Below are 24,078 nucleotides of genomic sequence, written 5' to 3'. Positions count from 1 at the left end.
GGAAGGCCCTCATTGCGGGACGCTACCCGCAGCGGTGAACCTTTTCACAGAGGTTGTGTGGACTGGTCGCCTTGGCCGCGTCGGCCCGCGCAACCGATACTGATCGAGCGTTTAGTTACCAATGAGTAAGGCGCCGATTCCCCGGAGGCTGAGATGGCTCGACTCGCCCAGACGCCCGGTCTGACCGACGAGCAGCGGTCGATCCTGGAAACCGTCCGGGAGTTCGCGGACAAGGAGATCATCCCGCACGCGCAGCGCCTGGAGCACGCCGACGAGTATCCGACCGACATCCTCGACGGAATGAAGGAGATGGGCCTGTTCGGGCTCACCATCGCCGAGGAGTACGGCGGTCTCGGCGAATCCCTGCTCACCTACGCGCTGGTGGTGGAGGAACTCTCCCGGGGCTGGATGTCGATCTCCGGCATCGTCAACACGCACTTCATCGTGGCCTACCTGATCTCCCAGCACGGCTCCGCCGAGCAGCGGGCCCGGCTGCTGCCGAGAATGGCCACCGGCGAGGTGCGTGGCGCGTTCTCGATGTCGGAACCGGAGTGCGGCTCCGACGTCTCAGCGATCAAGTCGAAGGCGGTCCGCGACGGCGACCGCTTCGTCATCAACGGCCAGAAGATGTGGCTGACCAACGGCGCGTACTCGTCGGTGGTGGCCACCCTGGTCCGGACCGAGACCGGCGCCGACTCGGTCTACGGCAACATGAGCACCTTCCTGCTGGAGAAGGAACCCGGCTTCGGTGAGACCGCGCCGGGCCTGACCATCCCCGGCAAGATCGAGAAGATGGGTTACAAGGGCGTCGAGACCACCGAGATGGTGCTCGACGGCGTCACCGTTCCCGACAGCGCCGTCCTCGGCGGTGCCGACCAGGTGGGCCGGGGCTTCTACCAGATGATGGACGGCATCGAGGTCGGCCGGGTCAACGTCGCCGCCCGGGCCTGCGGCATCTCCATCCGGGCCTTCGAGTTGGCGGTCGGGTACGCCCAGCAGCGCCGGACCTTCGGCCAGCAGCTCGCGAAGCACCAGGCCATCGCCTTCAAGCTGGCCGAGATGGGTACGAAGATCGAGGCGGCGCACGCCCTGATGGTCAACGCGGCCCGGCTCAAGGACGCCGGCCAACGCAACGACGTCGAGGCGGGGATGGCGAAGCTGCTCGCCTCGGAGTACTGCGCCGAGGTCGTCCAGGAGGCGTTCCGCATCCACGGCGGCTACGGCTACTCCAAGGAGTACGAGATCGAGCGGCTGATGCGGGAGGCCCCGTTCCTGCTCATCGGCGAGGGCACCTCCGAAATCCAGAAGACGATCATCTCCCGGGGCCTGCTCCGCGAGTACAAGCTCTGAGCGGTAGGGAAGGCCGTCAGGGTTCCTGCTGACGGGGTCACGCCGAGGCGGCCTGCGCCGCCCGCAACAGCCGGAGCTGGCCGATCTCGGCCACGTTCTTCATCAGCTCGGCGTTGACCCACCCCACCAGGTGCCGGACGGTGTGCCCGCTCTCCGCCGGCCACGGAAACGTGGCAGCGGCCTCAAGATCGCCGTCGGTGAGGTCGTCGAGCACCGCCAGCCACCGGGTACGCAGGTCCCGCAGCCACGACACGGTCTCCGCGCCCGGCCCGGGCCAGTCGACGTCCTCCCGCGCCGGCACGGGGCGTCCGCTCAGGTGGTCGGTCGCAGAAGTCCACCACCAGCCGAGATGCCAGGTCAGCCAGGCGATCGTGGGCACCGGGACCGGGTCGGGTTCAGCATCTGCCCAGTCCGGTTTCCACAGGCCCTCGGAATCGCGGTGCATGGTCCACCGGTGCTCGGCCGGCTGCCACCCGAAATCCGCCGGCTCCAGGCGATCGAGGTGGTACTCGAACAGCGACCAGGTGAGGTCGAACTGCCACCGGAGGAGGCTCTGGCACGACGTGGGCATCCGCACAGGATGCCGCTGACCGTCGCCCGGGTCGACTGGTATTCAGCTCCGGCGGGTCAGTCCGGCGGCGGCCCGCTCCACGATGAGGCAGCGGTCCTCCACGTAGTCGATGCCGGCCTCCTCGGCGATCCGCCGGGCCTGCGGCGAGACGATGCCTAGCTGCAACCAGACCGCCGGGGCGCCGATAGCCACCGCCTGCCGCACCACATCCACGGCGTCGTCGGCCGGCCGGAACACGTCGACCAGGTCGACCGGGTGCGGGATGTCGGCCAGGGACCGGTACACCGGCTCGCCGAAGAGTTCGTCGGCGCTCGGGTTGACCGGGATGATGCGCCAGCCGTACCGCTGCATCTCCAGCGGCACGCGGTGGGCAGCCTTGAACGGATCGCGGGACGCGCCCACGACGGCGATCACGCCGGCGTCGGCGAGGATCTGCTTGGCGGAACGCATCCGACGACTGTAACCGCGTCGCCGTCAGGTCGCCCCTGATCGACCTTTCGCAGGACTCGCCGGTGGCTGCTGCGGCGGGCTCAGCCTCGCCCGCCGCCGTTCAGAGCAGGCTCAGCTGCTCCGGTGCTGGTGCCGGCTGTGGCGCGTCACGATGCTCGCCGGCCCCGGACCGGATCAACCCGTGCCGGCGGGCGGCGATGCGGACCCGGGCGGTCAGCTCCCGCTGGTAGGACTGCGGCGCGTAGGCGCCCGCCCGGAACAGCTCCCGGTAGCGCGGAACCAGCCGGGGGTGCTCCCGTCCGAGCCACTGCGCGTACCACTCGCGGGCACCGGGACGCAGGTGCAGCGCGAGCGGCGTCACGCTGGCGGCGCCGGCGGCGGCGATCGCCGCCACGGTGACCTCGATGGACTCGTCCGTATCGGACAGGCCGGGCAGGATCGGCGCCATCAGTACGCCCACCTCGAAGCCCGCGTCGGCGAACCGGCGTACCGCGTCGAGCCGGCGGCGCGGGCTCGGCGTGCCGGACTCGACCGAGCGCCACAGGTGCTCGTCGAGGAAGCCGACCGAGAAGGAGACGCCCACCCGGGCGACCTCGGCCGCCTGCCGCAGCAGCGGCAGGTCACGCTGGATCAGCGTGCCCTTGGTCAGGATCGAGAACGGGTTGGCGAAGTCGCGCAGCGCCTCGATGATCGGCGGCATGAGCCGGTAACGCCCCTCGGCCCGCTGGTAGCAGTCGACGTTCGTGCCCATCGCCACGTGCGCGCCGCGCCAGCGTGGTGCGGCCAGCTCACGACGCAGCAGCTCACCCGCGTTGACCTTGACGACCACCCGGCTGTCGAAGTCCGCACCCGCGTCGAAGTCGAGGTAGGTGTGGGTGTTCCGGGCGTAGCAGTACAGGCAGGCATGGCTGCATCCCCGGTACGGGTTGACGGTCCACTCGAACGGGACGCGGGAGGTGCCCGGGACCTTGTTGAGGATCGACTTGGCGTGCACCTCGTAGAAGGTCATGCCGGCGAAGTCGGGGGTGTCGAAGGTGCGGACGACCGCCTCGGGCAGCGCCAGCGGCAGGGGTGGCGTCGCTGGCGCTGCCCGTCCGGGATCTCCCTCGACCGGGGGAGCGGTCAGGTTCTCCCAGCGCATGGCCAGTATTCGAACACATGTCCTAGTGACGTGCAAGTGACTCGCCGGACATCCGCGTGTGGGCCGGCCGGCGTGGGGGGAGGATGAAGGTATGTCGACCTTCGTCTACGACGGGGACTGCGCCTTCTGCACCAGCTGCGCGGAGTTCATCGAGCGTCGGATCCCGACCGGTGCCCGGGTGGTGCCGTGGCAGTTCGCCGACCTCGACCAGCTCGGCCTGACCGAGGCGGAGTGCGAGGAGGCGGTGCAGTGGGTCGGCGCCGACGGCAGCCGGGCCGCGGGTCCGGACGCCATCGCCGCGTTGCTCGCCAGCAGCGGCCGTGGGTGGCGGATCGCCGGGGCCGGGCTACGGATCCCGCCGGTACGCGCCGCCGCCTGGCCCGCGTACCGCTGGGTGGCCCGCAACCGGCACCGGATGCCCGGCGGTACGGCCGCCTGCTCGCTGCCCCAGGAGACCCGGGACCGTCTCTACGGCCCCTCCGCCGGCTGACACTCGCCGACCAGGCCCGTGACCGGGGCGGTGTCCGGCCGCCCGGCGGCCGGCTTCCCGGTCGGCGGTGCAGGGGTGACGTCCGGTGGGTCGGTGCCGAGTTGCGTGTCGACCACCGGGGGATGCGGGTCGAGGCCACGTCGGTCGGACGGTGACCTGCGGGCCAGTAGCCGTCGCAGCGCGAGCACCGGGCGGACCTTCTCCAGTGGCAGGAAGCTGGTCATGGCGACCAGGTGCGGTGCGAACGAGATGGTGATGGTCGCGATCGTCACCAGGTGGAACGAGTAGAAGAAGCCGACCATGGCGAGCCGCCAGCGCTCGGGCAGCACGAAGACCAGGGGACTGAGCAGCTCGAAGGCGAGGATGCCGAACTGGGCGACGAGCAGCAGGTGGGGCACCTGCGCGATCAGGTCGGCCAGGTCGGTGCCACGTCGGATGATTGCTTTTGCGAGCACCGAGCCGGTCGCCCAGTCCAGGCCGCCGAAGCGGAACTTCGCCCAGGCGGCCAGGAAGTAGGTGCAGATCACCGAGATCTGGGTGACCCGCAGCGCCCAGCCGCCGGCCTCCGTCCTGGTCAGGTCACCGTGCCGGGCCCGGCCCGCGGTGGGCAGCACGGCCAGCGCGACGAGCAGGGCGAAGCGGTCGTGGTCCACCTTGCCGTAGCTCATCGCGATGATCATCCACTCCAGGTAGAGCGCGAAGACCGTCCAGCCGAGCAGCCGGGGAGCACGTCCGGTCGCGGCGAGCAGGGCCAGCAGCAGCAGGGCCCAGAAGATCACGCTCACCAGCGTCGCGGTGGGGGTGGGCAGCGGCAGTACGCGCCCGACGAACAACGGTTGGTAGAGGTTGCCGGGCACGTCGACGCGGTCGCGTACCCAGGGGGTGAAAAAGACCAGGTCGGCGGCGACGAAGAGGTAGACGAGCGTGCGGAACGCGGCGACGCGACCGCGCGGCACCGCTTCGGTGAGCCAGCGGCTCATCGGGTGACCTGCCAGCTGACGACTGTCTCGTCCACCCATCGACCGGTGGGTCGACGGTCGGTGATGTCGTGCCACCGGATCACGATCCGGACCTCGGTCAGCTCCGGTGCGTCGGGATGGCGTCGGCCGTACGCCTCGGCGACCTCGCGCAACCGGCTCGGGTCGGCGACGTACCGGCTCTGCTGGCCTTCGATCTCGGCCCGGCGGATGCCTGTCGCCCGCTCGCCCAGGTCGACGAGGTTGCCGCTGAGGTCGACCCCTTCCACCCGGGTGTCCGGGGCGTCCGCGTCGGCGGGGTCGGAGGTGGAGTACATCCGGAAGGGGCCGAACGGGAAGTGGTCGTCCGCGCCCCAGGTGGTGCCGGCGAGCAGGACGGCGAAGCCGAGTGCCGTCACCACCACCCGGACGGTGCGGCCGCGGCTCGTCAACACATCCATCGCGTGCCGAAGATACGGCACCGGTGCTCGTCGGAGTGGCCCGAGCGGCGGGCCGTGTCCCAGCTGTGACAGGTAGGTGTCGTGGCAGGAGTGCGGACGTCGATGGCCGGGCCCGCAGCGGGCCCGGCCATCGTGTCCTGGTGAGGTCAGTGCTTGTGCTCGGCGAGCTTCTTGCGTACGTCATCCATGTCGAGGGCCTGGACCTGCTCGATGAGGTTCTCCAGGGCCGACTCCGGCAGTGCGCCCGGCTGGGCGAAGACGATCACGCCGTCGCGGATCGCCATGATGGTGGGGATGGACCGGATGTCGAACTTGGCGGCGAGCGCCTGCTGCGCCTCCGTGTCCACCTTGCCGAAGGTGATGTCCGCATGCTTGTCGGACGATCGCTCGTAGACCGGAGCGAACCGCTTGCATGGACCGCACCAGTCGGCCCAGAAGTCGACCAGGACGATGCCGTTGCCCTCGGTCACCTGGTCGAAGTTCGCCGTGGTCAGCTCGACGGTTGCCATGTGAGTCTCTCCGATCACGCGGAACAGCTACGTCTGGTGGAACTCGGGCGTACCCCTTCGCATTCCCGCCGTGGTGCCACCGTAACCCTGGTCGCAGTCCGGGTGGGGCCTTTGTCCACATCGATTGCCGTCGGTCTCCGAGGGCGTCCGCAGATCGCACATGCATGTCGCATTTGCGTGACCGCCCGTAATGGGAGCGTTTCCAATGAGATCAACGCTCTGACCCGGTACGACGCGGTAACTTTGGCGTTGACTAGCGGCGATTCGACCTGCAGAGATCGCTTATTGGCCGATGATCGGTCACTCAAAGTAATGTAACAAAAAGATAAATGTGACCTCGGTCTCTGTGCCGTCGGGCTGGTGTGGGGCAGAATCTTGAGGCATCAGAGCGTGGGCGGCGGGTGCCGGGGAGGGCCCCGCCGCTCATTGCGTCCGGCCCCAGGTCGACCCCGCCGGCACCGCGTCCACCGCTCGCTCAGGCTTGATCAACCACGGTTCCGCCGCGCCGGTGTGAGATTTCGACGCCCGCCGCGCCCCGCGCCTCGCCTTAACCTTCGATAAGGCATGCTGTGCCGAACTCCGTCGCCTCCGTCGAAGGGGACCAGGATGCAGTTCGGCCGCTACTACGAGGAGTTCGAGGTCGGCGCGGTCTACCGGCACTGGCCGGGCAAGACGGTCACCGAGTACGACGACCACCTCTTCTGCCTGCTCACCATGAACCACCATCCGCTGCACATGGACGCGCACTACGCCGAGACGGCGAGTCAGTTCAGGCGCAACGTCGTGGTCGGCAACTACATCTACTCGCTCCTGCTCGGGATGTCGGTGCCGGACGTCAGTGGCAAGGCCATCGCCAACCTGGAGATCGAATCGCTGCGGCACGTCGCACCCACCTTCCACGGCGACACGATCTACGGCGAGACCACGGTGCTGGACAAGCGGGAGTCCGCCTCCAAGCCGGATCGGGGTGTGGTCGCGGTGGAGACCCGCGGCTACAACCAGGACGGCACGTTGGTCTGCGTCTTCCGGCGCAAGGTGATGGTCCCCAAGCGGGAGTACGCGGCGGCAGCCGTGCCTGACGGCGTCGACCCTGAGCGGCCCAGCTTCCCCGAGCCCCGCTGACCCGAAGCGGGCGCGCCCGACGGCATGCGGTCGGCCGCCACCGACGTCGTCACGGGGCGCGCTGTGGCGGGTTACCCCCGGGATGGGTCCGGTCCCGGGTGCGGGCGCATATGCTGGCGCCGGAGGTTCCGCCATGAGCGAGCGAATCACCACCACCGCCACCGCCTATTCCGCCACGGAATGGGACCTGCTCACGTTCCTGCCCGGGCGGGTGATCGTGGCGGCGGCCCAGCCGGCTCCCGGGCGTCCGCACCGGAGCGTGGCAGCGGGCCTGGCCGGGTTGGACGCGGTGGCGGCCGGGCGGGCCTTCGACAGCGATCTCGTCCGGGCGGTGGTGGCTGCGATCTACGCCCGGGACGACGGCGCATCCCCGCCAGCGGCCCAGCTCACCGATCTGGTGGACGTGCTCGCCGCCTGTCGGGCCGTGGTGCGGGTGCTCGATCGCCACACCGACCCGGCTGACTCGGCCGCCTACCGGCAGTGGGTGCAGTCGGTGGCCGCCCGCGTCTGTCGTACCGCCTCCTCGGCGGTCATCGGCGACGCGCTGGCTCCCGTCGACCGCCGTTTCCTCGACCGACTCGGCGACGCGCTGGCGCTGCGCTGACCGGCGTGCCAGCCTCGCGCCGACCGCCGCGCTGGCGCTGCGCCCATCCGGTCGCGGTGGTCAGGGCGTAACCTGCGTGACCGTGACCGATGAGCAGCCCGACGTCGGCGTGGGCCCCTGGCCCGGAGAACTGCCGGAGGATCCCCGCTACGACCCGGAGCTGCTCGCTGCGGGGGACCGGCGCAACGTGGTCGACCGCTATCGCTACTGGCGGCGCGAGGCGATCGTCGCCGACCTGGACCGGCGGCGGCACGACTTCCACGTGGCGATCGAGAACTGGCAGCACGACCTCAACATCGGCACGGTGGTGCGCAACGCGAACGCGTTCCTCGCGGCCGAGGTGCACATCGTGGGCCGGCGGCGCTGGAACCGGCGCGGTGCCATGGTCACCGACCGCTACCAGCACGTACGCCATCACGAGACGATCGACCAGTTGGTCGCCTGGGCGGCGGAGAACGACCTGCGGCTGGTCGGCATCGACAATCTGCCCGGCTGCCGACCACTGGAGACCACCACGCTGCCGCGGCGCTGCGTCCTGCTGTTCGGTCAGGAGGGTCCGGGGCTCTCCGCGGCCGCGCACTCCGCGTGCGACCAGATCTTCTCCATCGCCCAGTACGGCTCGACCCGCTCGATCAACGCGGGCGTGGCGAGTGGGATCGCCATGCACGCATGGATCCGCACCCACGCCACCCCACCCCCCACCTAACCCACCCGACCCCGGCCAACTCCTCCGGCGATCATGAAGTTGTTGTCACGACACGCCGGGCGGAGGCGCAACAACTGCATGATCACCGAGGAGTTGGCCGGGGTCGGGTGGGGGAAAGCGGCGGCTCGGCTTGACGGGGGGCCGTCCCGGGGTGACGGTGGAGTGGTGACGGTTGCGGTGAGTTGTCCCAGATGCGGCGGGTCGGTCCGACCGCCGGACCTCATGCACGCGGAATCCCGTTGCTCTGACTGCGGACCGGTTGCCCCGCTGCACGTGCCCGAGCACATCGGCGCGGAGATCGTGGCCAGCGTGGTCGGTCACATCCAGGCCGCCGCCCAGCCGCAGCAGCCGGCGGTTCCGCTGTGGTGCCCGTGGCCGTTGCCTCCGGGTTGGACCACGACCGGTGTGGCGTGGGCCGGCGACGACCGGCTCGGAGTGCGCGCCACAGCTGTCGCCTGCGCCGGGCCCGCACCGCTGGGCGGTGGGCCGGCGGACCTGGTCTTCGTGGCCGAGGAGCCAGGCGTGGGACTGGGTGCGCGATACGCCGGGGTGCCGGGACCGGACGCCGGACCGGAACTGGCTGAGGCGCTCACCGACCCGGGCCCGGGGCATCCCGGCCATGTCGGACGCGCCGGGATCAGGGTGGCTGGTCACCCGACTCCACTGTGGCTGGTGAACTCGCTGCCGGATCGAAGCGCGTACGCCGGCGAGGCTCGGGGAATGTGGCTCTATGCGATAGCCTGGCCGGCGAGTGCGGGGCATCTGCTCGCGGAGGACGTGCTGCTGCACGACCTTGTCGAGTGGACGCCGTCCGAGCTCGTGTACGGCGCACCATCTCCGTACCTGCACGGGAAGGCTTGACAAGTCTCCCGGAATGTCGGAGAACGGACGCAGATATTCACGGTAAGACACCACGCTGATACTCTGGGTGCCGCTGCGGTAATGGGACCCGGCGCCGCGCGAGAGGATGGCCCGCCATGGTCAAGAAGGTCCTCACCTGGGCCGGAATCGCATTCTTGATCTTTTTCGTCGCCTACCGGCCAAACTCTGCGGCGGATGTGTTCAAGTCGCTGGGTGGCGGCATCATGGACATCGCCCAGGGCTTCGGCGACTTCTTCACCTCACTGGTCGCCTAGCCTCCGATGGGAAGCCCCTCCGGCCCACCCTTCGATCCCGACGATCCCGACCGGGCCCGCCGGGAGCGTGACACAGAGCCGATCCCCCGCATCGATCCTGACGACGGGCCGGGTTACGGCTCCGGCGCCCGCCTCTCCGACGGTCCGTCGTTCTCCGACGACGCCGGCTACGGCGACGGTCCCGGGTACGCCGGCGAGGGCCGGTCGGGTCGGTCCTGGGTGCGTGATCCGGAGGCGGGTTATCTACACCCGGAGATCTCCGAGGAGGAGCTGGCCGGTCTCCGCGCCGATGCCAGCGGTGCCGCCCCGCGCCGGGTGTTGCCGCTGGAGGACGAACCCAGCTCCCTTGTCGCCCGCTATCTGTTCCCGACGGAGCGGTACCGGGGCGAGTGGAAGCGGCACTGGGTCCACCTGGTCACTCCGATCATCATCGGCGTCGCCGCCACCTTCGTGCTCGGCTACCTCTCCGGCTTCCTCGCCGGTCAGGACGTCGGCGCGCTCACCACGATCGCGGTGCTGCTCTGGTTCGCGGTGATGGGCTGGGTGGCGTGGCGGGTCGCCGACTGGTGGTACGACCGGTTCATCCTGACCAACAAACGGGTCATGGTGGTCAACGGGATCATCACCCGTCGGGTGGCGATGATGCCCCTGGTCCGGGTGACGGACATGAAGTACGAACAGACGCCGGCGGGCAGGGCACTCAACTACGGCACCTTCGTGCTGGAGTCCGCCGGCCAGGAGCAGGCGCTACGTGAGGTCAAGAACCTGCCCAACCCCAACGAGCTCTATCTGCGTGTCGTCGAGGAGATGTACGAGCCGCAGGCGGTCGAGGCCCGGCTGGGCAAGGAGCAGGACGAGGCCAAGGCCGACGACGGAGCCTGAAACTTTCGACCGAACCTCGGAGATGTTGCACACCTTCCGTCCTCGACCCGCTGGTCACGCTCTGGCAGGCTGCGGCAGGATCAGGCACGGAGGTGGCGTGTGGCCAGCAGCAACCCGCTGGAAGAGGAGTTCCGCGACTTCGTCGCGGCCCGCTCCGGCGCCCTGCTGCGGACCGCGTACCTGCTCACCGGAGACTGGGGCACGGCGGAGGATCTTCTCCAGACCGCGCTGACCAAGACGTACCTGGCGTGGAAACGGCTGGGCGGGATCGAGGCGATCGAGCCGTACGCCCGCCGCGTCATGATCAACACCTCGACGAGCTGGTGGCGGCGTCGCTGGCACGGCGAGCGCCCGACCGAGGTGCTTCCCGAACAGGTCGCCGCCGACGAGATCGAACGCCAGTTGGATCGGGACGTGCTCTGGCGGCACCTGCGCGCGTTGCCAGCTCGACAGCGCGCGGTGTTGGTGCTGCGCTTCTACGAGGACATGTCGGAGGCACAGACTGCCGCCCTGCTGGAGATCTCGCCGGGCACGGTGAAGAGCCAGACCTCCCGGGCGTTGGCCACGCTGAGACGGCGGATGGGCACCGAGGACGCCTTTGGCCTGCGCGACGGGAGGTCGGAGCCGACCGCGCAGCCGACCGGGAGGGTGGCGCCCGCCGGGCAGGCGGCCAACCGGACCGGGACCGGGCGTCCGCAGCCGGAGGGCACCGGACGGGTACCCCGACACCGGCCGGACGCAACTCCCACCGGCGGGGCCGTCCCGGCCCAGGCAGCCGGCGGCGCGACGTCGTCCCGTGGCGCGGCTGCCTCGCCGGGTGCGACCGCCTCGGCGGGCAACGCCGACGGCGGCGCCGCGAAGCCGGGACCCGAGTCGTCGGCGCAGCCGGGTAATGCGCTGGTCGGAGAGCGACGGTGAAGCAGAAACCACCAGCTCATGACAACCAGAGCCGGTTCCCGGATCGTTCATTGGACGTGCCGCCCGACGAGTTGGAAGGTGCCCTGCGGGAGATGCTCTCCCGGCGGGCGGCCGTGCCACGCGCGGTCGCCGCTGATCCAGCCGGTGCGGCGATCCGGCGGGCGAACCGCGTCCAACGCCGCCGCACCGTTTCCGGGATGGGCCTGGCACTGGCGGCGATCGTGGCGGTCAGCGCGGGCAGCCTGCACCTGCGCGACGACCGGCCGCCGGAGGGCGGCACCGTGGTGATCGGCGACCCGGACCGGCGCCCGCTCGTCGAGCGCACCATTCCGCCACCGGGCCCGGACACCGCGCCACCGCTCGCCGAGGTTGATCTGATCATCGATGGGTCGATCGCCACCGCGCAGGGTCGACGGGTGCCGCTGCACGGCACCGGCGACGTGGAACGGGTACATCGACTCACCGACGGCCGTGGCTGGTTGGCGATCGGGGCACCGACCCTGAGCGGGCGCGTGCTCTGGGCGATCGGCGCGGACGGTACCGCGCAGGTGCTGCTGGCCGGTGCCGACGAGATCGTTCTCGACGGGGACGGCCGGCAGGTCGCCTGGAAGCAGGGCACGGTGCTGGCTGCCGCCGGGATCGTCAACGGCGAACTCGCCACCACAGTACGGGCCGAGGCGCCGGCTGAGGCGGTGCCGCTGCGGTTCGTCAACGGTGCCGTGCTGGTCAGGCTGACCACCGACGGCCCCGGGCACGTGCTGTGGTCGCTGCGGCCCGGCCCGCTGGATCAGGGCACTGACCGAGCGAGTACGCACATCTTCGGTGCCCTGCCCGACGGCCGCCTGGTCGGTGGGATCACTCCGGGTGCCGGGCGGCCCGCCTGCCTGACGCTGCTCGACCCGGCCCGGGGCCTCGCACCCGCCCGACCGGGCTGCGGGCCGGAGCTGGCCGGCGACAGCCGGGGCGCGGTGTCACCGGACGGGCGCTGGCTGCTGGTCAACGGACGCTCGGCAGGTGAGGACTCGGCGTTGCTCGTGGACCTGACGAAGCTCGACACGTCAACCGGCGTCCGGCCGGCCGGGCCGCCGATGACCGGCACCGTGGTCTGGCGTACGCCTGACACGGCCTACTACGCCGATGCTGCCGGCGGCCTGGTGCGGGTGGCCGTCGACCTGGTGGCCGCGGGCCGTCCCGCCGCGCCGAACGCCCTGCCCGGCCTTGCCGCCGGTGAACTGCCGGTGGTGGTGAGCGGTGGCTGACCGGGCACCCGGTGACGGCGGCCGATGACCTACCGGATCGATCTCCACACGCATTCCACGGCCAGCGACGGCACGCTCGCCCCGGCCGAGCTGGTCCGTGCCGCGGCGGCGGCCGGACTCGACGTGGTGGCGATCACCGACCACGACACCACCGACGGTTGGGGGCCTGCGTTGCGCGCGCTGCCGCCCGGGCTGCGGCTGGTCCGTGGCGCGGAGCTGTCCTGCCGGTGGGACGGAGAGCAGCCCCCGGTGCCACTGCACCTGCTGGCCTATCTCTTCGATCCGGCGCACCCGGAACTGGTCGCCGAACTGACCCGGGTACGGGCAGCGCGGCTGGCCCGGGGCGAACGGATGGTCGCCCTGTTACGGGCCGACGGCATCGACGTGGACTGGCCACAGATCCTGGCCCTGGCCGGCGGCGGGACCGTGGGTCGGCCGCACATCGCCCAGGCGCTCATCCGGGCCGGTCTGGTCGCCACCACCAGCGAGGCGTTCGGGCCGGAGTGGCTGGGGGAGCGGTACCGGCTGCCCAAGGACGACATCGACGTGTTCCGGGCCGTACGGCTGATCCGGGCGGCCGGCGGGGTGGCGGTGTTCGCTCATCCCCGGGCCAGTCGACGCGGCCGGATCGTGCCGGACGAGCTGATCGCCGAGCTGGCCGAGGCGGGGCTGGTCGGCCTGGAGGCCGACCACGAGGACCATTCGCCCGCCGAGCGGGCCCACGTACGCGGTCTCGCCGCCGAGCTGGGTCTGCTGGTGACCGGCTCGTCGGACTTCCACGGCAGCCACAAGACGGTGCAGCTCGGGGCCTTCACCACAGGCGTCGAGGCGTACGAACGGATCGTCGCCGCCTCCTCCGGGGTGACCGCCGTCGCTTCCGGCTGACCTGGGTTTCCACGCCGAAGGCCACGGCTACGGTGACCGGGTGGATCTCAAGCTCTTCGGCGAGGTCTTCGTGACCCTGCTGGTGATCGTCGACCCGCCCGGCATGATGCCGATCTTCCTGGCGCTGACCGGCCCGCTGTCCGCACGGGAACGCAACCGGGCCGCCTGGCAGGCGGTCGCGCTGGCGCTGGGTGTCATCGTGATCTTCGCGGTGGCGGGTCAGACGTTGCTCGCCTACCTGCACGTCGACCTGCCGGCGTTGCAGGCGGCCGGTGGGCTGCTGCTGATCCTGGTCGCGCTGGAACTGCTCACCGGCAAGACCGACGACCCGACCAAACAGGCCACCGCCAACATCGCCCTGGTGCCGCTGGGCACGCCGCTGCTGGCTGGGCCCGGCGCGATCGTGGCGACCATGCTCTTCGTCCAGCGGGCCGACGGGGCGGCCGACTTCTCCGCGATCGCCGCCGCCATCGTCGCGGTGATGCTGACCGTCTGGATCGTGCTGCGGTTCTCCGGAGGCATCGTGAAGGTCCTGCGTCCGGGCGGGATCGAGGTGCTCACCCGGATCGCCGGCCTGCTGCTCGCGGCCATCGCCGTACAGCTCATCGCGGACGCGATAGCGGCGTTCGTGGCGCAGTACAACGGCGCCGGCTGACCGGCTCGTCCGGTCTGTCGGAGGTGGATGGCAGGATCAGGTCGTGCGACGAGCCTCCCCAGCCGGACGACCCGCCGCCGGTGGCCGCCCGCCCCGGCCCCGCGACGCGCAGCCCGAGCAGCTCGGCTTCGACGGCATGCCGGAGCGGCTGTTCGTCTGCACACCGAGTCGACTCGGTGCGTACGCCGACTGTCCACGGCGCTACCGCTACTCCTACGTCGACCGTCCGGCCCCGCCGAAGGGCCCACCCTGGGCGCACAACTCGCTCGGCGCCAGCGTGCACACCGCCCTGAAGAACTGGTATGCGCTGCCGGCCGACCGGCGTCGCCCGGAGGTGCTGGCCACCCTGCTCAAGGGCACCTGGGTACGCGAGGGCTACCGCGACGACGAGCAGGAGCGTGACGCCTACCGGCGGGCGCTGGGCTGGCTGGAGGCGTACGTGGGCGGGCTCGACCCGGCCGACGAGCCGGTCGGGGTGGAGCGGGTGGTGGCGGTGAAGACCGGGGTGCTGGCCTTCAACGGTCGCGCCGACCGGATCGACTCGCGGCCCGGCCCGAGCGGGCCCGAGCTGGTCATCGTCGACTACAAGACCGGCCGCGCCGGGCTGGACGGCGACGACGCGCGCGGTTCGCAGGCGCTGGCGCTCTACGCGTACGCGGCGGAGCGGGTGTTCCGCCGGCCGTGTCGCCGGGTCGAGTTGCACCACCTGCCGAGCGGCACCGTCGCGGCGCACGAGCACAGCGTCGAATCACTGGCGCGGCAGGTGACCCGCGCCGAGGAGACCGCCCGCGACATCATGGCCGCCGAACGGTCGGTCACCGACGGCACTGATCCGGACGACGCCTTCCCGACCGCCCCCGGCCCACGCTGCGCCTGGTGTGACTACCGACGTAGCTGCCCGGCGGGCTCCGCGACACCCGGCAAGGAACCGTGGGCCGCCGTGGAACGCTTCACCGCGCCGGCCGCCGAGGAGGACTGACCCGCGCCGCACGTTCCGTGGCGGCGCGCTGCACGGGGCCCTCCCGCCAATCACGCGGCAGGGCGGTGAGGGCGAGCCGCAGCGCGCGGACCGTCACGTCGGCCGACAGCGCGGTGGTCGGCAGGCCGAGCCCGCCGTAGAGCCGCCGTGCCCATGACGGCAGCAGGGCGAGCGCGGTCCCGGCGACACCCAGGTACGCCCACCGGGGCGGGCCGAGGTTCAGCCCGATCCGGGCCGGCAGGCTGAGCTTCCACGGCAGCGGCGGTGCGGTCAGGAACAGGGCCGTCTCGGCGGCCTCCCGGGTCATCCGTAGCTCGGGCCGGATCCGCTGGTAGTAGTCGGCCACCTCGGCGGCGGTGCCGGGAACGGTCTCCGGAGCCAGGCCGACGAGGGCGGCGGTGCGCCGTTGCTCGGAGTAGTAGCGGTCCACCTCGTCGGCATCCAGCGGTACGCCGGCCCGCCTTGCGGTGTCGAGGAACGATTCCACTTCGGTGACGTGTACCCAGCGAAGCAGGTCGGGTTCGTCGATCCGGAACCGCTCGCCGGTGGTCGGGTCGACAGCTGTCATCCGGGCGTGCAGTCGACGGAGCCGCCGCCCGGCCCGCTCCGCTTCCTCGGTGGTCCCGTAGACGGTGGTCCCCACGTAGTCGGCGGTGCGGATCAGACGCCCCCATGCGTCCTTGCGGTAGTTGCTGTTCTGCGCGACCCCGGCCATCGCCCGGGGATGCAACGCCTGGAGATAGAGCGAACGCAGACCGGCGACGAACAGGATGGGCTCCTGGTGCAGTTTCCAGGTGACCGAACCGGGACCGAACAGGCCGACGTCGACGGTATCCACCCGTCAAGGGTGCCACGCCTGCCGAGGTGAACCCGGGCGGTCGGGGCTGCGTGTGGATCAACAGGGCGTTGGTGGATCAAGCATCGACCCGTACGCTGACACCCACGATCACCTCCGGAGGTGCCGATGTTCGAGAAGGCGCTGGGCCTGCCCCTACACGTACTGGTCGTGCACGCCGTCGTGGTGTTCGTGCCGCTGCTGGTGCTGCTCGCCCTCGCGTACATCGCGCTGCCCCGGTTCCGGGCTCGGCTGGACTGGGCGGTGGCGCTGCTCGCGGTGGTCGCCCCGATCACCGCGTGGGTCGGCAAGAAGTCCGGCGAAGCGCTGGAGGCCCGGCAGATCGAACGGGGCTTCTCCGGCGAGATCCTCGACAAGATCAACGAGCACGCGGCGCACGGCGAGGTGCTGTTCCGCGTCACGTTGGCGCTCGGCCTGGTGGTCATCCTCTTGCTGGTCGCCACCAGCAACCACCCCCGGGTGCCGAAGCTGCCCGGCTGGGTGCCTGTGGTGCTGTCGGTCGCGGTGCTGGGGTTGGGTGTCGCGGCCCTCGTCTACGTCTGGCTCACCGGTCATTCCGGTTCCGAGATGGTCTGGGGCAACACCTACGAATAGGCCGGTCACGGGGGGCGTCGGCTCAGAACAGCAGCCGGGTGCAGAGCAGACAGGTAAGCACCACGAGCACGGCTCCGGCTATCGCGCCGACGGCCCAGGTCACCCGCTGAGCCCGCTGCTCCTGCGCGTCCAGGGCGATCATGTCCTGGCCCGGCAGTTGCCGGGGCGGTGCCGGTTGCAGGTGCACCGGTGGCCGCCAGCCGGGCGGCGGCGCCGTGGTGGGTGGCGGCCCGCTGTAGCTGCCCACGCCGCCTGAGACGGCACTCCCGCCACCAGGGCCTGGCATGCCGCCCGGGCCTGCGCTGCCGCTTGGCACGGGGGTGTCGTTCGGGCCCGGGGTGTTGTTCCGGCCTGGGGTGGATTCCGCCACGTCGGAGGCTGCGTCCGGTACGGATGAGCCGGGCGACGAGGGCTGACTGGCGTCGGCCGGTGCCGGGGTGCGCTCCACCGGGGGGCCGGAGGGGGATCCTTCGCCGGAGTCGGGCCGGCGCCACGGATCGTCTGGGTCCAGACCGGGTCGGGGGATCGTCACGCCGTCCGACGCTACCAATCACCCCATCACCGCACCGTCAGGCCGCGCCCGACCGGCCATGATCCGGACAACTTCGGGGATAGTGCCGGGTCCCGTTCGCGCGAGGCAGCACCATCCCCGAAGTTGCCAGGGTCTTGAGTGCCGCAGCTGCGTTAGTCTTGCCGCTCGTGAGCACTGGCGAACCCGATGGCCGGGGCGATGACGATCGCGCGGTCGAGTTGACCGACGACTTCGTGGTGCTGCCGGAGCAGACCGCCGACGACACCGATCACGGGTGGGGCGAGCGGGCCGGCGGCAACGACGACTGGCTGCTCGCCGAGCGCCCGCCGCACTGGGACTGAGCGGCCCACCACTCGCCCCGACGCTGACGCGCCCGCGCCTTCGGGCTCCTGACCTGCGGTCGCGCGCGCCTGAATGGGATCGCGTTGCCCCTGTTGCCGGGAGACCGGCCGGACAGGTCCGGTACGGGTGTCGGTCAGGAGGAGCTGGTCGAGGCCGCCGCCTTGCTCGCGCCGCCGGAGGACCCCCCGGACGACCCGTTGCCCGAGCCGGACGAGGCGGAACCGGATGAGGCGGAACCGGACGAGGCCGAACCGGACGACGAGGAGTTCGAGCCGTTCGAGCTGGAGGATGACGACTCCGACTTGCCGCTGGAACCGTTGGACGTGGTGTCCGAGCCGGAGGAGCGGGAGTCGGTGCGGTAGAAGCCTGAGCCCTTGAAGACGATGCCTACCGAGTTGAACAGCTTCCGCAGTCGTCCCTCGCACGCCGGGCAGTCGGTCAGCGGCTCGTCAGAGAAGGACTGCACCGCCTCGAGCTGGTGACCGCACGCGGTGCAGGCGTACTGGTACGTGGGCACGTTCTCCTCCGGATCTGGCACGGCCGGTTGGCACTCGACGTATTCGAGTGCCAATGGTGCGTCATTGCCCCCCGGTTCGTCCAGCGGAAGTGTGGGGCACGACACCTGGGAGGGTCACCAGGCCGTGGGCCGGGGTCACTGCTGCCCGTACCGGCTGGTCGTGCGGTTCGCCGGGCAGCTCGTCCAGCAGCTCGCCGTCGTGCAACGGCACCACCGTGAGCACGGTCGCCGGCACCCGGGCCAGGGCCCGATCGTACGATCCGCCGCCGCGACCCAGACGGACGCCCCGCTTGTCCACCGCCAGTGCCGGCACCACCACCAGATCGGCGGTGGCCACCGCGGTGACCCCCAGCCGGGGCCCGGCCGGCTCGCGGATGCCCCGTCCGGCGGCGACCATCGCCTGCGACCCGTCCCAGGCCGCCCAGTCCAGGTCGAGGTCGTCGCGGAGCACCGGCAACAGCAGGTCCGCGCCGGGGGGCAGCGCGTCGGCGAGCACCGCCGGCAGGTCCGGGCCGCCCGGTTCCCCACCGACCGGGGCGTACGCGGCCACCCGGCCGGGCCGCAGCCGGCGTACCAGGGAGGTCAGCTCGGTCTGCACGCGGGCCGCAGCGGCGGCGCGCTCAGCTTCGGTGCGGGCGCGGCGGCGGGCGAGCAGCCCGACCCGGGCGATGCGCTTCGCGTCATGCGCCACTTCCGCTCCTTCAGCAAATTCCGGCACGCAACACTCCTCACGCAACGCTCGTCCAGCCGTCGCTCTGTGTCAGCATCGCAGGCAACTGTCGCGCAACTTCCGGGGGAAGGGGAAGCGTTGACGCTACGCGGGCGGTTGACCGCAGCCTTCCTGGCGGTGGCGTTCGGCCCGGTCCTGCTCGGTGCCGTCTTCGTCGCCGCCACGGTGGCTGCGGTCGACCGCAGCCGTGCCACCGAGCGGCTGGCGGTGGCCGCCACCGCCGTGCGTACCTCGGTCGATGCCCTCTGCCAGCAGCTGCGCGCCGCCGCCGACGCGGTCGCCGTCACCGCCGACCACGCCGGGACCGCCGCGCAGGTGGTCAGTCGCGGTCTGGCCAGCGCCGTGCTCGTCACCGACGTGGCCGGTCGGGTCAGCTACGCCACCCCGGACCCGCCCCCGGCACCGTGGCGGGACTGCGCGGCGCCGGAGCCGCCCGGCGGAGCGGTGAGTGCCCTCGTGGTGCGGGTGCAGCTACGCGACGCCGCCGGCTCGGCACTGGGTACTGTCGCCGCCGCCCAGCCGGTCGACCCCGCCTTCATCGGGCGGCTGGCCGCGGTGACCGGGGTGGCGGTGACCCTGCTCGACGGGGCCGCGCCCGTCCAGGTGGCCCACACCACCGAATCCGGCAACGGCCGTGACGCGGTGCTTGCCGCCGCCGCCTCCCTGCGGGGCGAACGCGTCACCGGCACCACCGACGGGCGGTACGTGCGTCGCGCCGGCCCGACCGCCGGGCAGCCGCTGCCCCTGGTGCTGTCGGTGCCCAGTGACCAGCCGCCCGGTCTGCACGCGGTGCTGGTCGCCGTGGTGCTGCTGGCCGCACTGCTCGGCGTGGCGGTCGCGTGGCGGCTGGCCCGGGTGACCACCCAGCCCCTTGTGGAACTGGCCGGCGCGGCGGACCGGGTCGCCACCGGCGATCTCACCGCCCGGGTACCGGTACGCAGCAACGACGAGATCGGTCGGCTGGCCGTCGCCTTCAACCGGATGACCCGTGAGACGGGTGGCTACCTGACGGCGCTGGCCAGCAGCCGTGATCAGCTTCGCGGGCACCTCGCCGTCCTCGGCGACACCCTGGCCAGCACCCATGACCTGCCCCGGATCCTGCGGGTGATCCTGCACAGCGCGCTCGCCTCGACCGGGGCCCGGGCCGGGGCCGTGCTCCTCACCGAGCAGGGTGAGCAGCTCGTCGCCAGGTGCAGCGCGGGGCTCGACGACCGCTGGGGCGGCACCGGGCCGCTCCGGGTGCCACTGGGCAGCGGGGTGGTCGGCGCGGTCGCCTCGACCGGTCAGCCCTGCCGAGGTCGGGTGGAGCCGACGAGCGTCGCCTCGGACGAGCCGCGCTGCCGTACGTACATCGCGGTGCCGTTCGCCGCCCCCGACGCGACTGGTGGCGACGCGTCGGGCGTGGCCCCGGCGGCTGTCACTCCGGGCCGACCGGCGGAGGTGGTGCTGGGCGTACTGGCCCTCTACGACCGTCTCGGCGGGGAGGAGTTCGACGACGACGACCTGGCCACCCTGCGCACCTTCGCCCGGCACGCAGCGGTGGCCGTGGACAACGTACGGGTGCACGAGGAGGCGCAACGGCTGTCGCTCACCGACCCGCTGACCGGGCTGTGGAACTACCGGTACCTGCGCGAGTCGCTGCGCCGCGAGGTGGAACGGGCCAGCCGGTTCGGCCGGATGGTGAGCGTTCTCGCCCTCGACCTGGACCGCTTCAAGAGAGTCAACGACACGTACGGGCATGCGGCCGGTGACACCGTGCTCGCCGAGTTCGCTCGGCGGGTTCGCGGCGAGATCCGGGAGGTGGACCTGGCCTTCCGCCGGGGCGGTGAGGAGTTCGTGGTGCTACTGCCGGAGACCGACGCCCATGGCGCGACGATCGTCGCCGAGCGGCTCGGTGCGGCGGTCCGCGACAGCCCGGTGACGGTGGTGGGGCACGCCGGTGTCCGGGAACTGATCCCGGTGACCGTCTCCATCGGCATCGCCGTCTTCCCGGACCACGCCGACACCGGGCCGCAGGTGTTGGCGGCGGCGGACGAGGCGCTCTATGCCGCGAAGACGGCAAGCCGGGACACCTGGCGACTGGCCCCGCCCCGGGAAACCTCGCCGACCCGTGAGGTACCGGTGCCACCGGCGGCCCGCAGTCCCGCCGACGGACTGCCCCGGGCCGGACCCGACGCGCCGGCCGTCGGTGTCCCGCCGGCTGGCCCGGAAGCCGCTCCAGGCGTACCGATCACAGGTGAGGCGGCAGCCGGATCCGGCACCATCGGCACCGGCAGAACCGGCCCGGCGGGCGGCGCGTCTTCTGGTCCTCACCCGCCGCGGCGTGGCCATGGCCGATAGTCTCGCGACATGTCGGAGCACTCAGCGCACCCCTCAACGGCCGCCGCCACCGGCCGTCCCCGTGCCGTCAAGGCCGTCATCCCGGCCGCCGGCCTGGCCACCCGGTTCCTGCCGGCCACCAAGGCAGTGCCCAAGGAACTGCTGCCGGTCGTCGACCGGCCGGTGTTGCAGTACATCGTCGAGGAAGCCGCCCAGGCCGGCATCGGCGACGTGCTGCTGATCACCGGCCGGGGCAAGACGTCGATGGTGGACCATTTCGACCGCCGCCCCGACCTGGAGGAACGGCTCGCGGAGAAGCCGGACCTGCTCGCCGCCGTGAAGCGGACCGAGGAACTGGCGTCCATCTACACCTGCCGCCAGCCGGAGCAGTTGGGTCTCGGGCACGCCGTCGGGTACGCGGAGTCCCACGTCGGCGGCGAGCCCTTCGCGGTGCTGCTCGGCGACGAGTTCGTCAACCTCAGCGAGCCGCTGCTACCGGCCATGCTGGAGCTTCAGGCGCGTACGGGTGGGGTGGTGCTCGCCTTCTTCGAGGTCGACCCGGCGGAGACGAAGCGGTACGGGATCGCCTCCGTCGAGCCGGCCGAATCCGAGCTGACCGACATCGGCGAGGTCGTGAAGGTGACAGGCATGGTGGAGAAGCCGAAGCCGGAGGAGGCGCCGAGCAACCTCGCCGTGCTCGGCCGGTACGTGCTGCCCGGCAAGATCTTCGACGCCATCCGCCGGACGAAGCCGGGCAGCGGCGGGGAGATCCAGCTGACCGACGCGATGGAGATCCTGCGTACCGAGGGCACGCCGGTGCACGCGATCGTCTACCGCGGCATCCGCTACGACACCGGAATGCCCCTGGGCTACCTACAGACCGTGGTCCAGATCGCCGCCGACCGCGAGGACCTGGGTGGCGAGTTCCGCAAGTGGCTTGCCGAGTTCGTCAACTCCGACGCGTCGGGCGGTCCGAATACATGACCACGACGGCCGACGCCGAGGCGGCCGAAAACGGGTTGACGCCGCTCGCCGACTACCTGGGCAGCGTGCTGCGCAGGTTGCGCGCGCTGCCTCCGCTCGACCTCGACCTCACCCAGGCGTACGGCAACGTCCTCGCCGAGGACGTCGTCGCCCCGCACTCGTTTCCGGCCTTCGACCAGGCGGCCGTGGACGGGTACGCCGCGCGCTGGGAGGACATCTCGGGCGGGGGCCGGGGCGTGGGATACGTCCCGGTCCAGTCCAGCCGGCCGGGCGGTCGCACGGTACGGCTCAACGTCGTCGGTGATCTCGGTGCGGCGAGTTGGCGGCCGGTCCGGCTCACTCCGGGTTCGTGTTTCTCGGTGGCGGCCGGCGCACCACTGCCGATCGGCGCTGACGTGGTCGTTCCGGTCGAGTGGACCGACCAGGGCATGGCGGCGGTGGAGATCTTCCGGGTACCGAAACGGGGGTACGGGGTCCGTCGCACGGGCGAGGAGGTGACCGCCGGTGCGGTGCTCGCCCACTCCGGCACCTACGTTTCGCCAGCGCTGGTGGCGGTGCTCGCCGCGACCGGCATCGGCCACGTGGTGGTGCGCCCGAGCCCTCGGGTGGTGATCGTGGCCACCGGTGACGAACTTGTCGACGTGGGCCGGGGCAGCCAGCCCGGCCAGGTCGTCGACGCGAACTCACACGCCCTGACGGCCGCGGCGGCGGAAGCGGGGGCGTTGGCCTACCGGGTGGGCATCTGTGACGACGACCCGGAGGGGCTGCGTGGGCTGCTGGAGGACCAGACCCTGCGCGCCGACCTGATCATCACGACCGGTGGCACCGGCACCGGGCCGGGCGACATGGTCCGCCGGATCCTGTCCCGCCGGGAGGGCAGCCGCGCCGGTCCGGTCACCTTCACCGACGTGGCGCTCTATCCGGGTACTGCCCTCGGGTTCGGCACTGTCGGCGCCGAGGAGGTGCCGGTGGTCTGCCTGCCCGGCGACCCGGGAGCCGCGATGATCGGCTTCGAGGTGCTGGCTCGGCCCGCGATCAACCTGTTGGCCGGGGCGGAGCCGGTGTTCCGGCCCAGCGTACGGGCGCACCTGCTGGAGACCGTTTCCTCACCGGTCGGACTGCGCGAGTTTCGGCCCGCACACGTCGCCGAGCGGCGTGGCGGGGGTTACACTGTTCAGCCGCTCAACGGCGGCCCGTTCACGCTCTCCGGCCTGGCAGAGGCGAACGGACTTCTCGTTCTCGGCGAGCGGGTGACCGCCGCCGCCGCCGGCTCCACCGTCGACGTGTTGCTGCTGGACCGCCGCCGGTGACCCACCGGTGACGCTCGGGAGTGGAGGTTCGGTGTTCCGACGGGCACCTGGCTGGCCGGCGGTGCTCTCCGACGGCGCGGTGCTGCTGCGGCCGTACCGGCGGTCGGACGCGGCGGCCTGGTCGCAGGTGCGTCGGGCCAACCGGGAGTGGCTGGCCCCCTGGGAGTCGTCGGTACCGGGTGACTGGGACGAGCTGAACTCGCCAGCCACCTTCCGCTGGGTCTACCGCGACCAGCGGCGCTCGGCGCGCACCGGCGAGGGGATGCCGTTCGCGGTCTGCCTGCACGAGAGTGGCGCGGAGCGGCTTGTCGGCCACATCAACGTGGGCAACATCGTGCGCCGGGCCTTCTGCTCCGGGTACGTCGGCTACTGGGTGGACCGGCGGGTCGCCGGCCGGGGTGTCATTCCCACCGCGCTGGCGCTGGCCGTCGACCACGCCTTCAACTCCGGCGGTCTGCATCGGATCGAGGTCAACATCCGTCCCGAGAACGTGCCGTCCCGCCGGGTGGTGGAGAAGCTGGGCTTCCGCGAGGAGGCGTACCACGCGCGCTACATGCACATCGACGGTGCCTGGCGCGACCACATCGGCTACGCGATGACCAGCGAGGAGATCGCCGCCGAGGGCGGCCTGCTGGCTCGTTGGCACCGGCTGCGCGCCCGTACCCCGTGAGCCGTCCCACGTGCGGGATCGGCGCGGCGCGGCGGATCCGGCGACGGTGACCCGTAACCTCAGGTAACTGCAAGCTGCGGCAGGCGCTGCCCGCCCCGCATGATTCACGTCGCCGATGCCGATCGGTGGAAGATCCTGCGGCCGGTCGGC

The 24,078-nt window shown here is 71.5% G+C and carries 29 protein-coding genes; 20 read left to right on the top strand and 9 right to left on the bottom strand.

All coding sequences use genetic code 11. The features are described from left to right. Window positions 1-153 precede the first annotated feature (153 nt). Window positions 154-1,350 (top strand): acyl-CoA dehydrogenase family protein, encoded by a 1,197-nt coding sequence (locus tag CLT74_RS18630; protein ID WP_099847669.1) that lies wholly within the window; start codon window positions 154-156, stop codon window positions 1,348-1,350. Between the two features lie 37 nt (window positions 1,351-1,387). Here the strand turns inward: CLT74_RS18630 and CLT74_RS18625 are convergent, their stop codons facing one another. The 3 genes from CLT74_RS18625 to CLT74_RS18615 form a co-directional block, all read right to left on the bottom strand. Then, on the bottom strand, window positions 1,388-1,921 hold the full coding sequence (locus CLT74_RS18625; protein WP_099847668.1) for a DinB family protein: 534 nt from the start codon (window positions 1,919-1,921) through the stop codon (window positions 1,388-1,390). A gap of 42 nt (window positions 1,922-1,963) precedes the next feature. After that, window positions 1,964-2,371: a CoA-binding protein gene (locus tag CLT74_RS18620; RefSeq protein WP_099847667.1), complete on the bottom strand. Its 408-nt coding sequence runs from the start codon at window positions 2,369-2,371 to the stop codon at window positions 1,964-1,966. Window positions 2,372-2,471: 100 nt separating this feature from the next. Next, on the bottom strand, window positions 2,472-3,512 hold the full coding sequence (locus CLT74_RS18615) for an Rv2578c family radical SAM protein (protein WP_099847666.1): 1,041 nt from the start codon (window positions 3,510-3,512) through the stop codon (window positions 2,472-2,474). A 91-nt stretch (window positions 3,513-3,603) separates the two neighbouring features. Here CLT74_RS18615 and CLT74_RS18610 point away from each other — a divergent pair, with 91 nt between their 5' ends. Beyond that, window positions 3,604-4,002 (top strand): thiol-disulfide oxidoreductase DCC family protein, encoded by a 399-nt coding sequence (locus tag CLT74_RS18610; protein WP_093408328.1) that lies wholly within the window; start codon window positions 3,604-3,606, stop codon window positions 4,000-4,002. Here CLT74_RS18610 and CLT74_RS18605 read toward each other — a convergent pair. The 3 genes from CLT74_RS18605 to trxA all read right to left on the bottom strand — a co-directional run bounded on the left by CLT74_RS18605 (window position 3,981) and on the right by trxA (window position 5,928). Then, entirely contained in the window at window positions 3,981-4,982 is a 1,002-nt protein-coding gene (locus tag CLT74_RS18605) for an HTTM domain-containing protein (RefSeq protein ID WP_143697180.1), read from the bottom strand. The genes CLT74_RS18610 and CLT74_RS18605 overlap by 22 nt on opposite strands. Beyond that, on the bottom strand, window positions 4,979-5,419 hold the full coding sequence (locus CLT74_RS18600; RefSeq protein WP_099847665.1) for a hypothetical protein: 441 nt from the start codon (window positions 5,417-5,419) through the stop codon (window positions 4,979-4,981). The genes CLT74_RS18605 and CLT74_RS18600 overlap by 4 nt, the downstream gene beginning before the upstream one ends. Window positions 5,420-5,565: 146 nt before the next feature. After that, window positions 5,566-5,928: a thioredoxin gene (gene trxA, locus CLT74_RS18595; protein ID WP_099847664.1), complete on the bottom strand. Its 363-nt coding sequence runs from the start codon at window positions 5,926-5,928 to the stop codon at window positions 5,566-5,568. Between the two features lie 606 nt (window positions 5,929-6,534). Between trxA and CLT74_RS18590 the strand changes: the two genes are divergently transcribed. The 11 genes from CLT74_RS18590 to CLT74_RS18545 all read left to right on the top strand — a co-directional run bounded on the left by CLT74_RS18590 (window position 6,535) and on the right by CLT74_RS18545 (window position 15,074). Then, window positions 6,535-7,050 carry a MaoC family dehydratase gene (locus CLT74_RS18590; RefSeq protein ID WP_099847663.1) on the top strand — a complete coding sequence of 172 codons (516 nt, stop codon included), beginning with the start codon at window positions 6,535-6,537 and terminating at the stop codon, window positions 7,048-7,050. Window positions 7,051-7,183: 133 nt separating this feature from the next. After that, the gene (locus CLT74_RS18585; RefSeq protein WP_099847662.1) at window positions 7,184-7,654 is read left to right on the top strand and encodes a hypothetical protein; all 471 of its coding nucleotides are present in this window, start codon (window positions 7,184-7,186) and stop codon (window positions 7,652-7,654) included. An 82-nt stretch (window positions 7,655-7,736) separates the two neighbouring features. Further along, window positions 7,737-8,360: a TrmH family RNA methyltransferase gene (locus CLT74_RS18580; RefSeq protein WP_099852348.1), complete on the top strand. Its 624-nt coding sequence runs from the start codon at window positions 7,737-7,739 to the stop codon at window positions 8,358-8,360. Window positions 8,361-8,522: 162 nt separating this feature from the next. Next, a complete protein-coding gene (locus CLT74_RS18575) occupies window positions 8,523-9,221 on the top strand; it encodes a DUF6758 family protein (RefSeq protein WP_486582744.1) in 699 nt (232 codons plus the stop codon). 116 nt (window positions 9,222-9,337) lie between these two features. After that, window positions 9,338-9,496: a hypothetical protein gene (locus CLT74_RS30860; RefSeq protein ID WP_007455302.1), complete on the top strand. Its 159-nt coding sequence runs from the start codon at window positions 9,338-9,340 to the stop codon at window positions 9,494-9,496. A gap of 6 nt (window positions 9,497-9,502) precedes the next feature. Beyond that, on the top strand, window positions 9,503-10,378 hold the full coding sequence (locus tag CLT74_RS18570; RefSeq protein ID WP_099847660.1) for a PH domain-containing protein: 876 nt from the start codon (window positions 9,503-9,505) through the stop codon (window positions 10,376-10,378). 99 nt (window positions 10,379-10,477) lie between these two features. After that, window positions 10,478-11,296, top strand: a complete 819-nt coding sequence (locus CLT74_RS18565; RefSeq protein WP_099847659.1) for a SigE family RNA polymerase sigma factor — start codon at window positions 10,478-10,480, stop codon at window positions 11,294-11,296. Window positions 11,297-11,346: 50 nt separating this feature from the next. Beyond that, window positions 11,347-12,555, top strand: a complete 1,209-nt coding sequence (locus CLT74_RS18560) for a hypothetical protein (protein ID WP_099847658.1) — start codon at window positions 11,347-11,349, stop codon at window positions 12,553-12,555. A 24-nt stretch (window positions 12,556-12,579) separates the two neighbouring features. Beyond that, window positions 12,580-13,440 (top strand): PHP domain-containing protein, encoded by an 861-nt coding sequence (locus CLT74_RS18555; RefSeq protein WP_099847657.1) that lies wholly within the window; start codon window positions 12,580-12,582, stop codon window positions 13,438-13,440. A 40-nt stretch (window positions 13,441-13,480) separates the two neighbouring features. Further along, window positions 13,481-14,095, top strand: a complete 615-nt coding sequence (locus CLT74_RS18550; RefSeq protein WP_099847656.1) for a MarC family protein — start codon at window positions 13,481-13,483, stop codon at window positions 14,093-14,095. Window positions 14,096-14,231: 136 nt separating this feature from the next. Next, on the top strand, window positions 14,232-15,074 hold the full coding sequence (locus CLT74_RS18545) for a RecB family exonuclease (RefSeq protein WP_486582743.1): 843 nt from the start codon (window positions 14,232-14,234) through the stop codon (window positions 15,072-15,074). On the opposite strand, the gene CLT74_RS18540 is transcribed toward CLT74_RS18545, so the two are convergent. After that, complete coding sequence (locus CLT74_RS18540) at window positions 15,046-15,912, bottom strand: oxygenase MpaB family protein (protein ID WP_099847654.1); 867 nt, start codon at window positions 15,910-15,912, stop codon at window positions 15,046-15,048. The genes CLT74_RS18545 and CLT74_RS18540 overlap by 29 nt on opposite strands. A gap of 126 nt (window positions 15,913-16,038) precedes the next feature. Between CLT74_RS18540 and CLT74_RS18535 the strand changes: the two genes are divergently transcribed. Then, window positions 16,039-16,524, top strand: coding sequence for a DUF2231 domain-containing protein (locus CLT74_RS18535; protein ID WP_099852346.1), 486 nt, complete (start codon window positions 16,039-16,041; stop codon window positions 16,522-16,524). Between the two features lie 22 nt (window positions 16,525-16,546). Here CLT74_RS18535 and CLT74_RS31435 read toward each other — a convergent pair whose 3' ends face one another. Beyond that, a complete protein-coding gene (locus CLT74_RS31435) occupies window positions 16,547-16,771 on the bottom strand; it encodes a hypothetical protein (protein ID WP_486582404.1) in 225 nt (74 codons plus the stop codon). 452 nt (window positions 16,772-17,223) lie between these two features. Between CLT74_RS31435 and CLT74_RS30855 the strand changes: the two genes are divergently transcribed. Together CLT74_RS30855 and CLT74_RS31430 are read left to right on the top strand one after the other, a co-directional pair. Then, window positions 17,224-17,397 (top strand): hypothetical protein, encoded by a 174-nt coding sequence (locus CLT74_RS30855; protein WP_199172216.1) that lies wholly within the window; start codon window positions 17,224-17,226, stop codon window positions 17,395-17,397. A gap of 84 nt (window positions 17,398-17,481) precedes the next feature. Next, window positions 17,482-17,760: a hypothetical protein gene (locus CLT74_RS31430; RefSeq protein WP_486582786.1), complete on the top strand. Its 279-nt coding sequence runs from the start codon at window positions 17,482-17,484 to the stop codon at window positions 17,758-17,760. Between the two features lie 216 nt (window positions 17,761-17,976). Here the strand turns inward: CLT74_RS31430 and CLT74_RS18520 are convergent, their stop codons facing one another. After that, entirely contained in the window at window positions 17,977-18,633 is a 657-nt protein-coding gene (locus tag CLT74_RS18520; RefSeq protein ID WP_099847653.1) for a 5-formyltetrahydrofolate cyclo-ligase, read from the bottom strand. A 90-nt stretch (window positions 18,634-18,723) separates the two neighbouring features. Here CLT74_RS18520 and CLT74_RS18515 point away from each other — a divergent pair, with 90 nt between their 5' ends. The 4 genes from CLT74_RS18515 (at window position 18,724) to CLT74_RS18500 (ending at window position 23,928) form a co-directional block, all read left to right on the top strand. After that, window positions 18,724-20,985, top strand: a complete 2,262-nt coding sequence (locus tag CLT74_RS18515) for a diguanylate cyclase (RefSeq protein ID WP_099847652.1) — start codon at window positions 18,724-18,726, stop codon at window positions 20,983-20,985. Between the two features lie 9 nt (window positions 20,986-20,994). Beyond that, the gene (locus CLT74_RS18510) at window positions 20,995-21,948 is read left to right on the top strand and encodes a UTP--glucose-1-phosphate uridylyltransferase (protein ID WP_099847651.1); all 954 of its coding nucleotides are present in this window, start codon (window positions 20,995-20,997) and stop codon (window positions 21,946-21,948) included. Beyond that, window positions 21,945-23,258 (top strand): molybdopterin molybdotransferase MoeA, encoded by a 1,314-nt coding sequence (locus CLT74_RS18505; RefSeq protein WP_099847650.1) that lies wholly within the window; start codon window positions 21,945-21,947, stop codon window positions 23,256-23,258. The genes CLT74_RS18510 and CLT74_RS18505 overlap by 4 nt, the downstream gene beginning before the upstream one ends. A 61-nt stretch (window positions 23,259-23,319) precedes the next feature. After that, window positions 23,320-23,928 (top strand): GNAT family N-acetyltransferase, encoded by a 609-nt coding sequence (locus CLT74_RS18500; RefSeq protein WP_199172397.1) that lies wholly within the window; start codon window positions 23,320-23,322, stop codon window positions 23,926-23,928. Window positions 23,929-24,078 lie beyond the last annotated feature (150 nt).

The organism is Verrucosispora sp. CNZ293 (genome assembly GCF_002754655.1).
Note: the sequence above shows the minus strand (reverse complement) of the source record. Positions and strands in the feature narration are given on the sequence as shown.

What these genes read in the sequence shown, in the direction of transcription:
- CLT74_RS18630 (WP_099847669.1), top strand. Translation starts at nt 154, where the DNA reads ATGGCTCGACTCGCCCAGACGCCCGGTCTGACCGACGAGCAGCGGTCG.
- CLT74_RS18625 (WP_099847668.1), bottom strand. Translation starts at nt 1,921, where the DNA reads ATGCCCACGTCGTGCCAGAGCCTCCTCCGGTGGCAGTTCGACCTCACC.
- CLT74_RS18620 (WP_099847667.1), bottom strand. Translation starts at nt 2,371, where the DNA reads ATGCGTTCCGCCAAGCAGATCCTCGCCGACGCCGGCGTGATCGCCGTC.
- CLT74_RS18615 (WP_099847666.1), bottom strand. Translation starts at nt 3,512, where the DNA reads ATGCGCTGGGAGAACCTGACCGCTCCCCCGGTCGAGGGAGATCCCGGA.
- CLT74_RS18610 (WP_093408328.1), top strand. Translation starts at nt 3,604, where the DNA reads ATGTCGACCTTCGTCTACGACGGGGACTGCGCCTTCTGCACCAGCTGC.
- CLT74_RS18605 (WP_143697180.1), bottom strand. Translation starts at nt 4,982, where the DNA reads ATGAGCCGCTGGCTCACCGAAGCGGTGCCGCGCGGTCGCGTCGCCGCG.
- CLT74_RS18600 (WP_099847665.1), bottom strand. Translation starts at nt 5,419, where the DNA reads ATGGATGTGTTGACGAGCCGCGGCCGCACCGTCCGGGTGGTGGTGACG.
- trxA (WP_099847664.1), bottom strand. Translation starts at nt 5,928, where the DNA reads ATGGCAACCGTCGAGCTGACCACGGCGAACTTCGACCAGGTGACCGAG.
- CLT74_RS18590 (WP_099847663.1), top strand. Translation starts at nt 6,535, where the DNA reads ATGCAGTTCGGCCGCTACTACGAGGAGTTCGAGGTCGGCGCGGTCTAC.
- CLT74_RS18585 (WP_099847662.1), top strand. Translation starts at nt 7,184, where the DNA reads ATGAGCGAGCGAATCACCACCACCGCCACCGCCTATTCCGCCACGGAA.
- CLT74_RS30860 (WP_007455302.1), top strand. Translation starts at nt 9,338, where the DNA reads ATGGTCAAGAAGGTCCTCACCTGGGCCGGAATCGCATTCTTGATCTTT.
- CLT74_RS18570 (WP_099847660.1), top strand. Translation starts at nt 9,503, where the DNA reads ATGGGAAGCCCCTCCGGCCCACCCTTCGATCCCGACGATCCCGACCGG.
- CLT74_RS18555 (WP_099847657.1), top strand. Translation starts at nt 12,580, where the DNA reads ATGACCTACCGGATCGATCTCCACACGCATTCCACGGCCAGCGACGGC.
- CLT74_RS18545 (WP_486582743.1), top strand. Translation starts at nt 14,232, where the DNA reads ATGCCGGAGCGGCTGTTCGTCTGCACACCGAGTCGACTCGGTGCGTAC.
- CLT74_RS18535 (WP_099852346.1), top strand. Translation starts at nt 16,039, where the DNA reads ATGTTCGAGAAGGCGCTGGGCCTGCCCCTACACGTACTGGTCGTGCAC.
- CLT74_RS18510 (WP_099847651.1), top strand. Translation starts at nt 20,995, where the DNA reads ATGTCGGAGCACTCAGCGCACCCCTCAACGGCCGCCGCCACCGGCCGT.
- CLT74_RS18505 (WP_099847650.1), top strand. Translation starts at nt 21,945, where the DNA reads ATGACCACGACGGCCGACGCCGAGGCGGCCGAAAACGGGTTGACGCCG.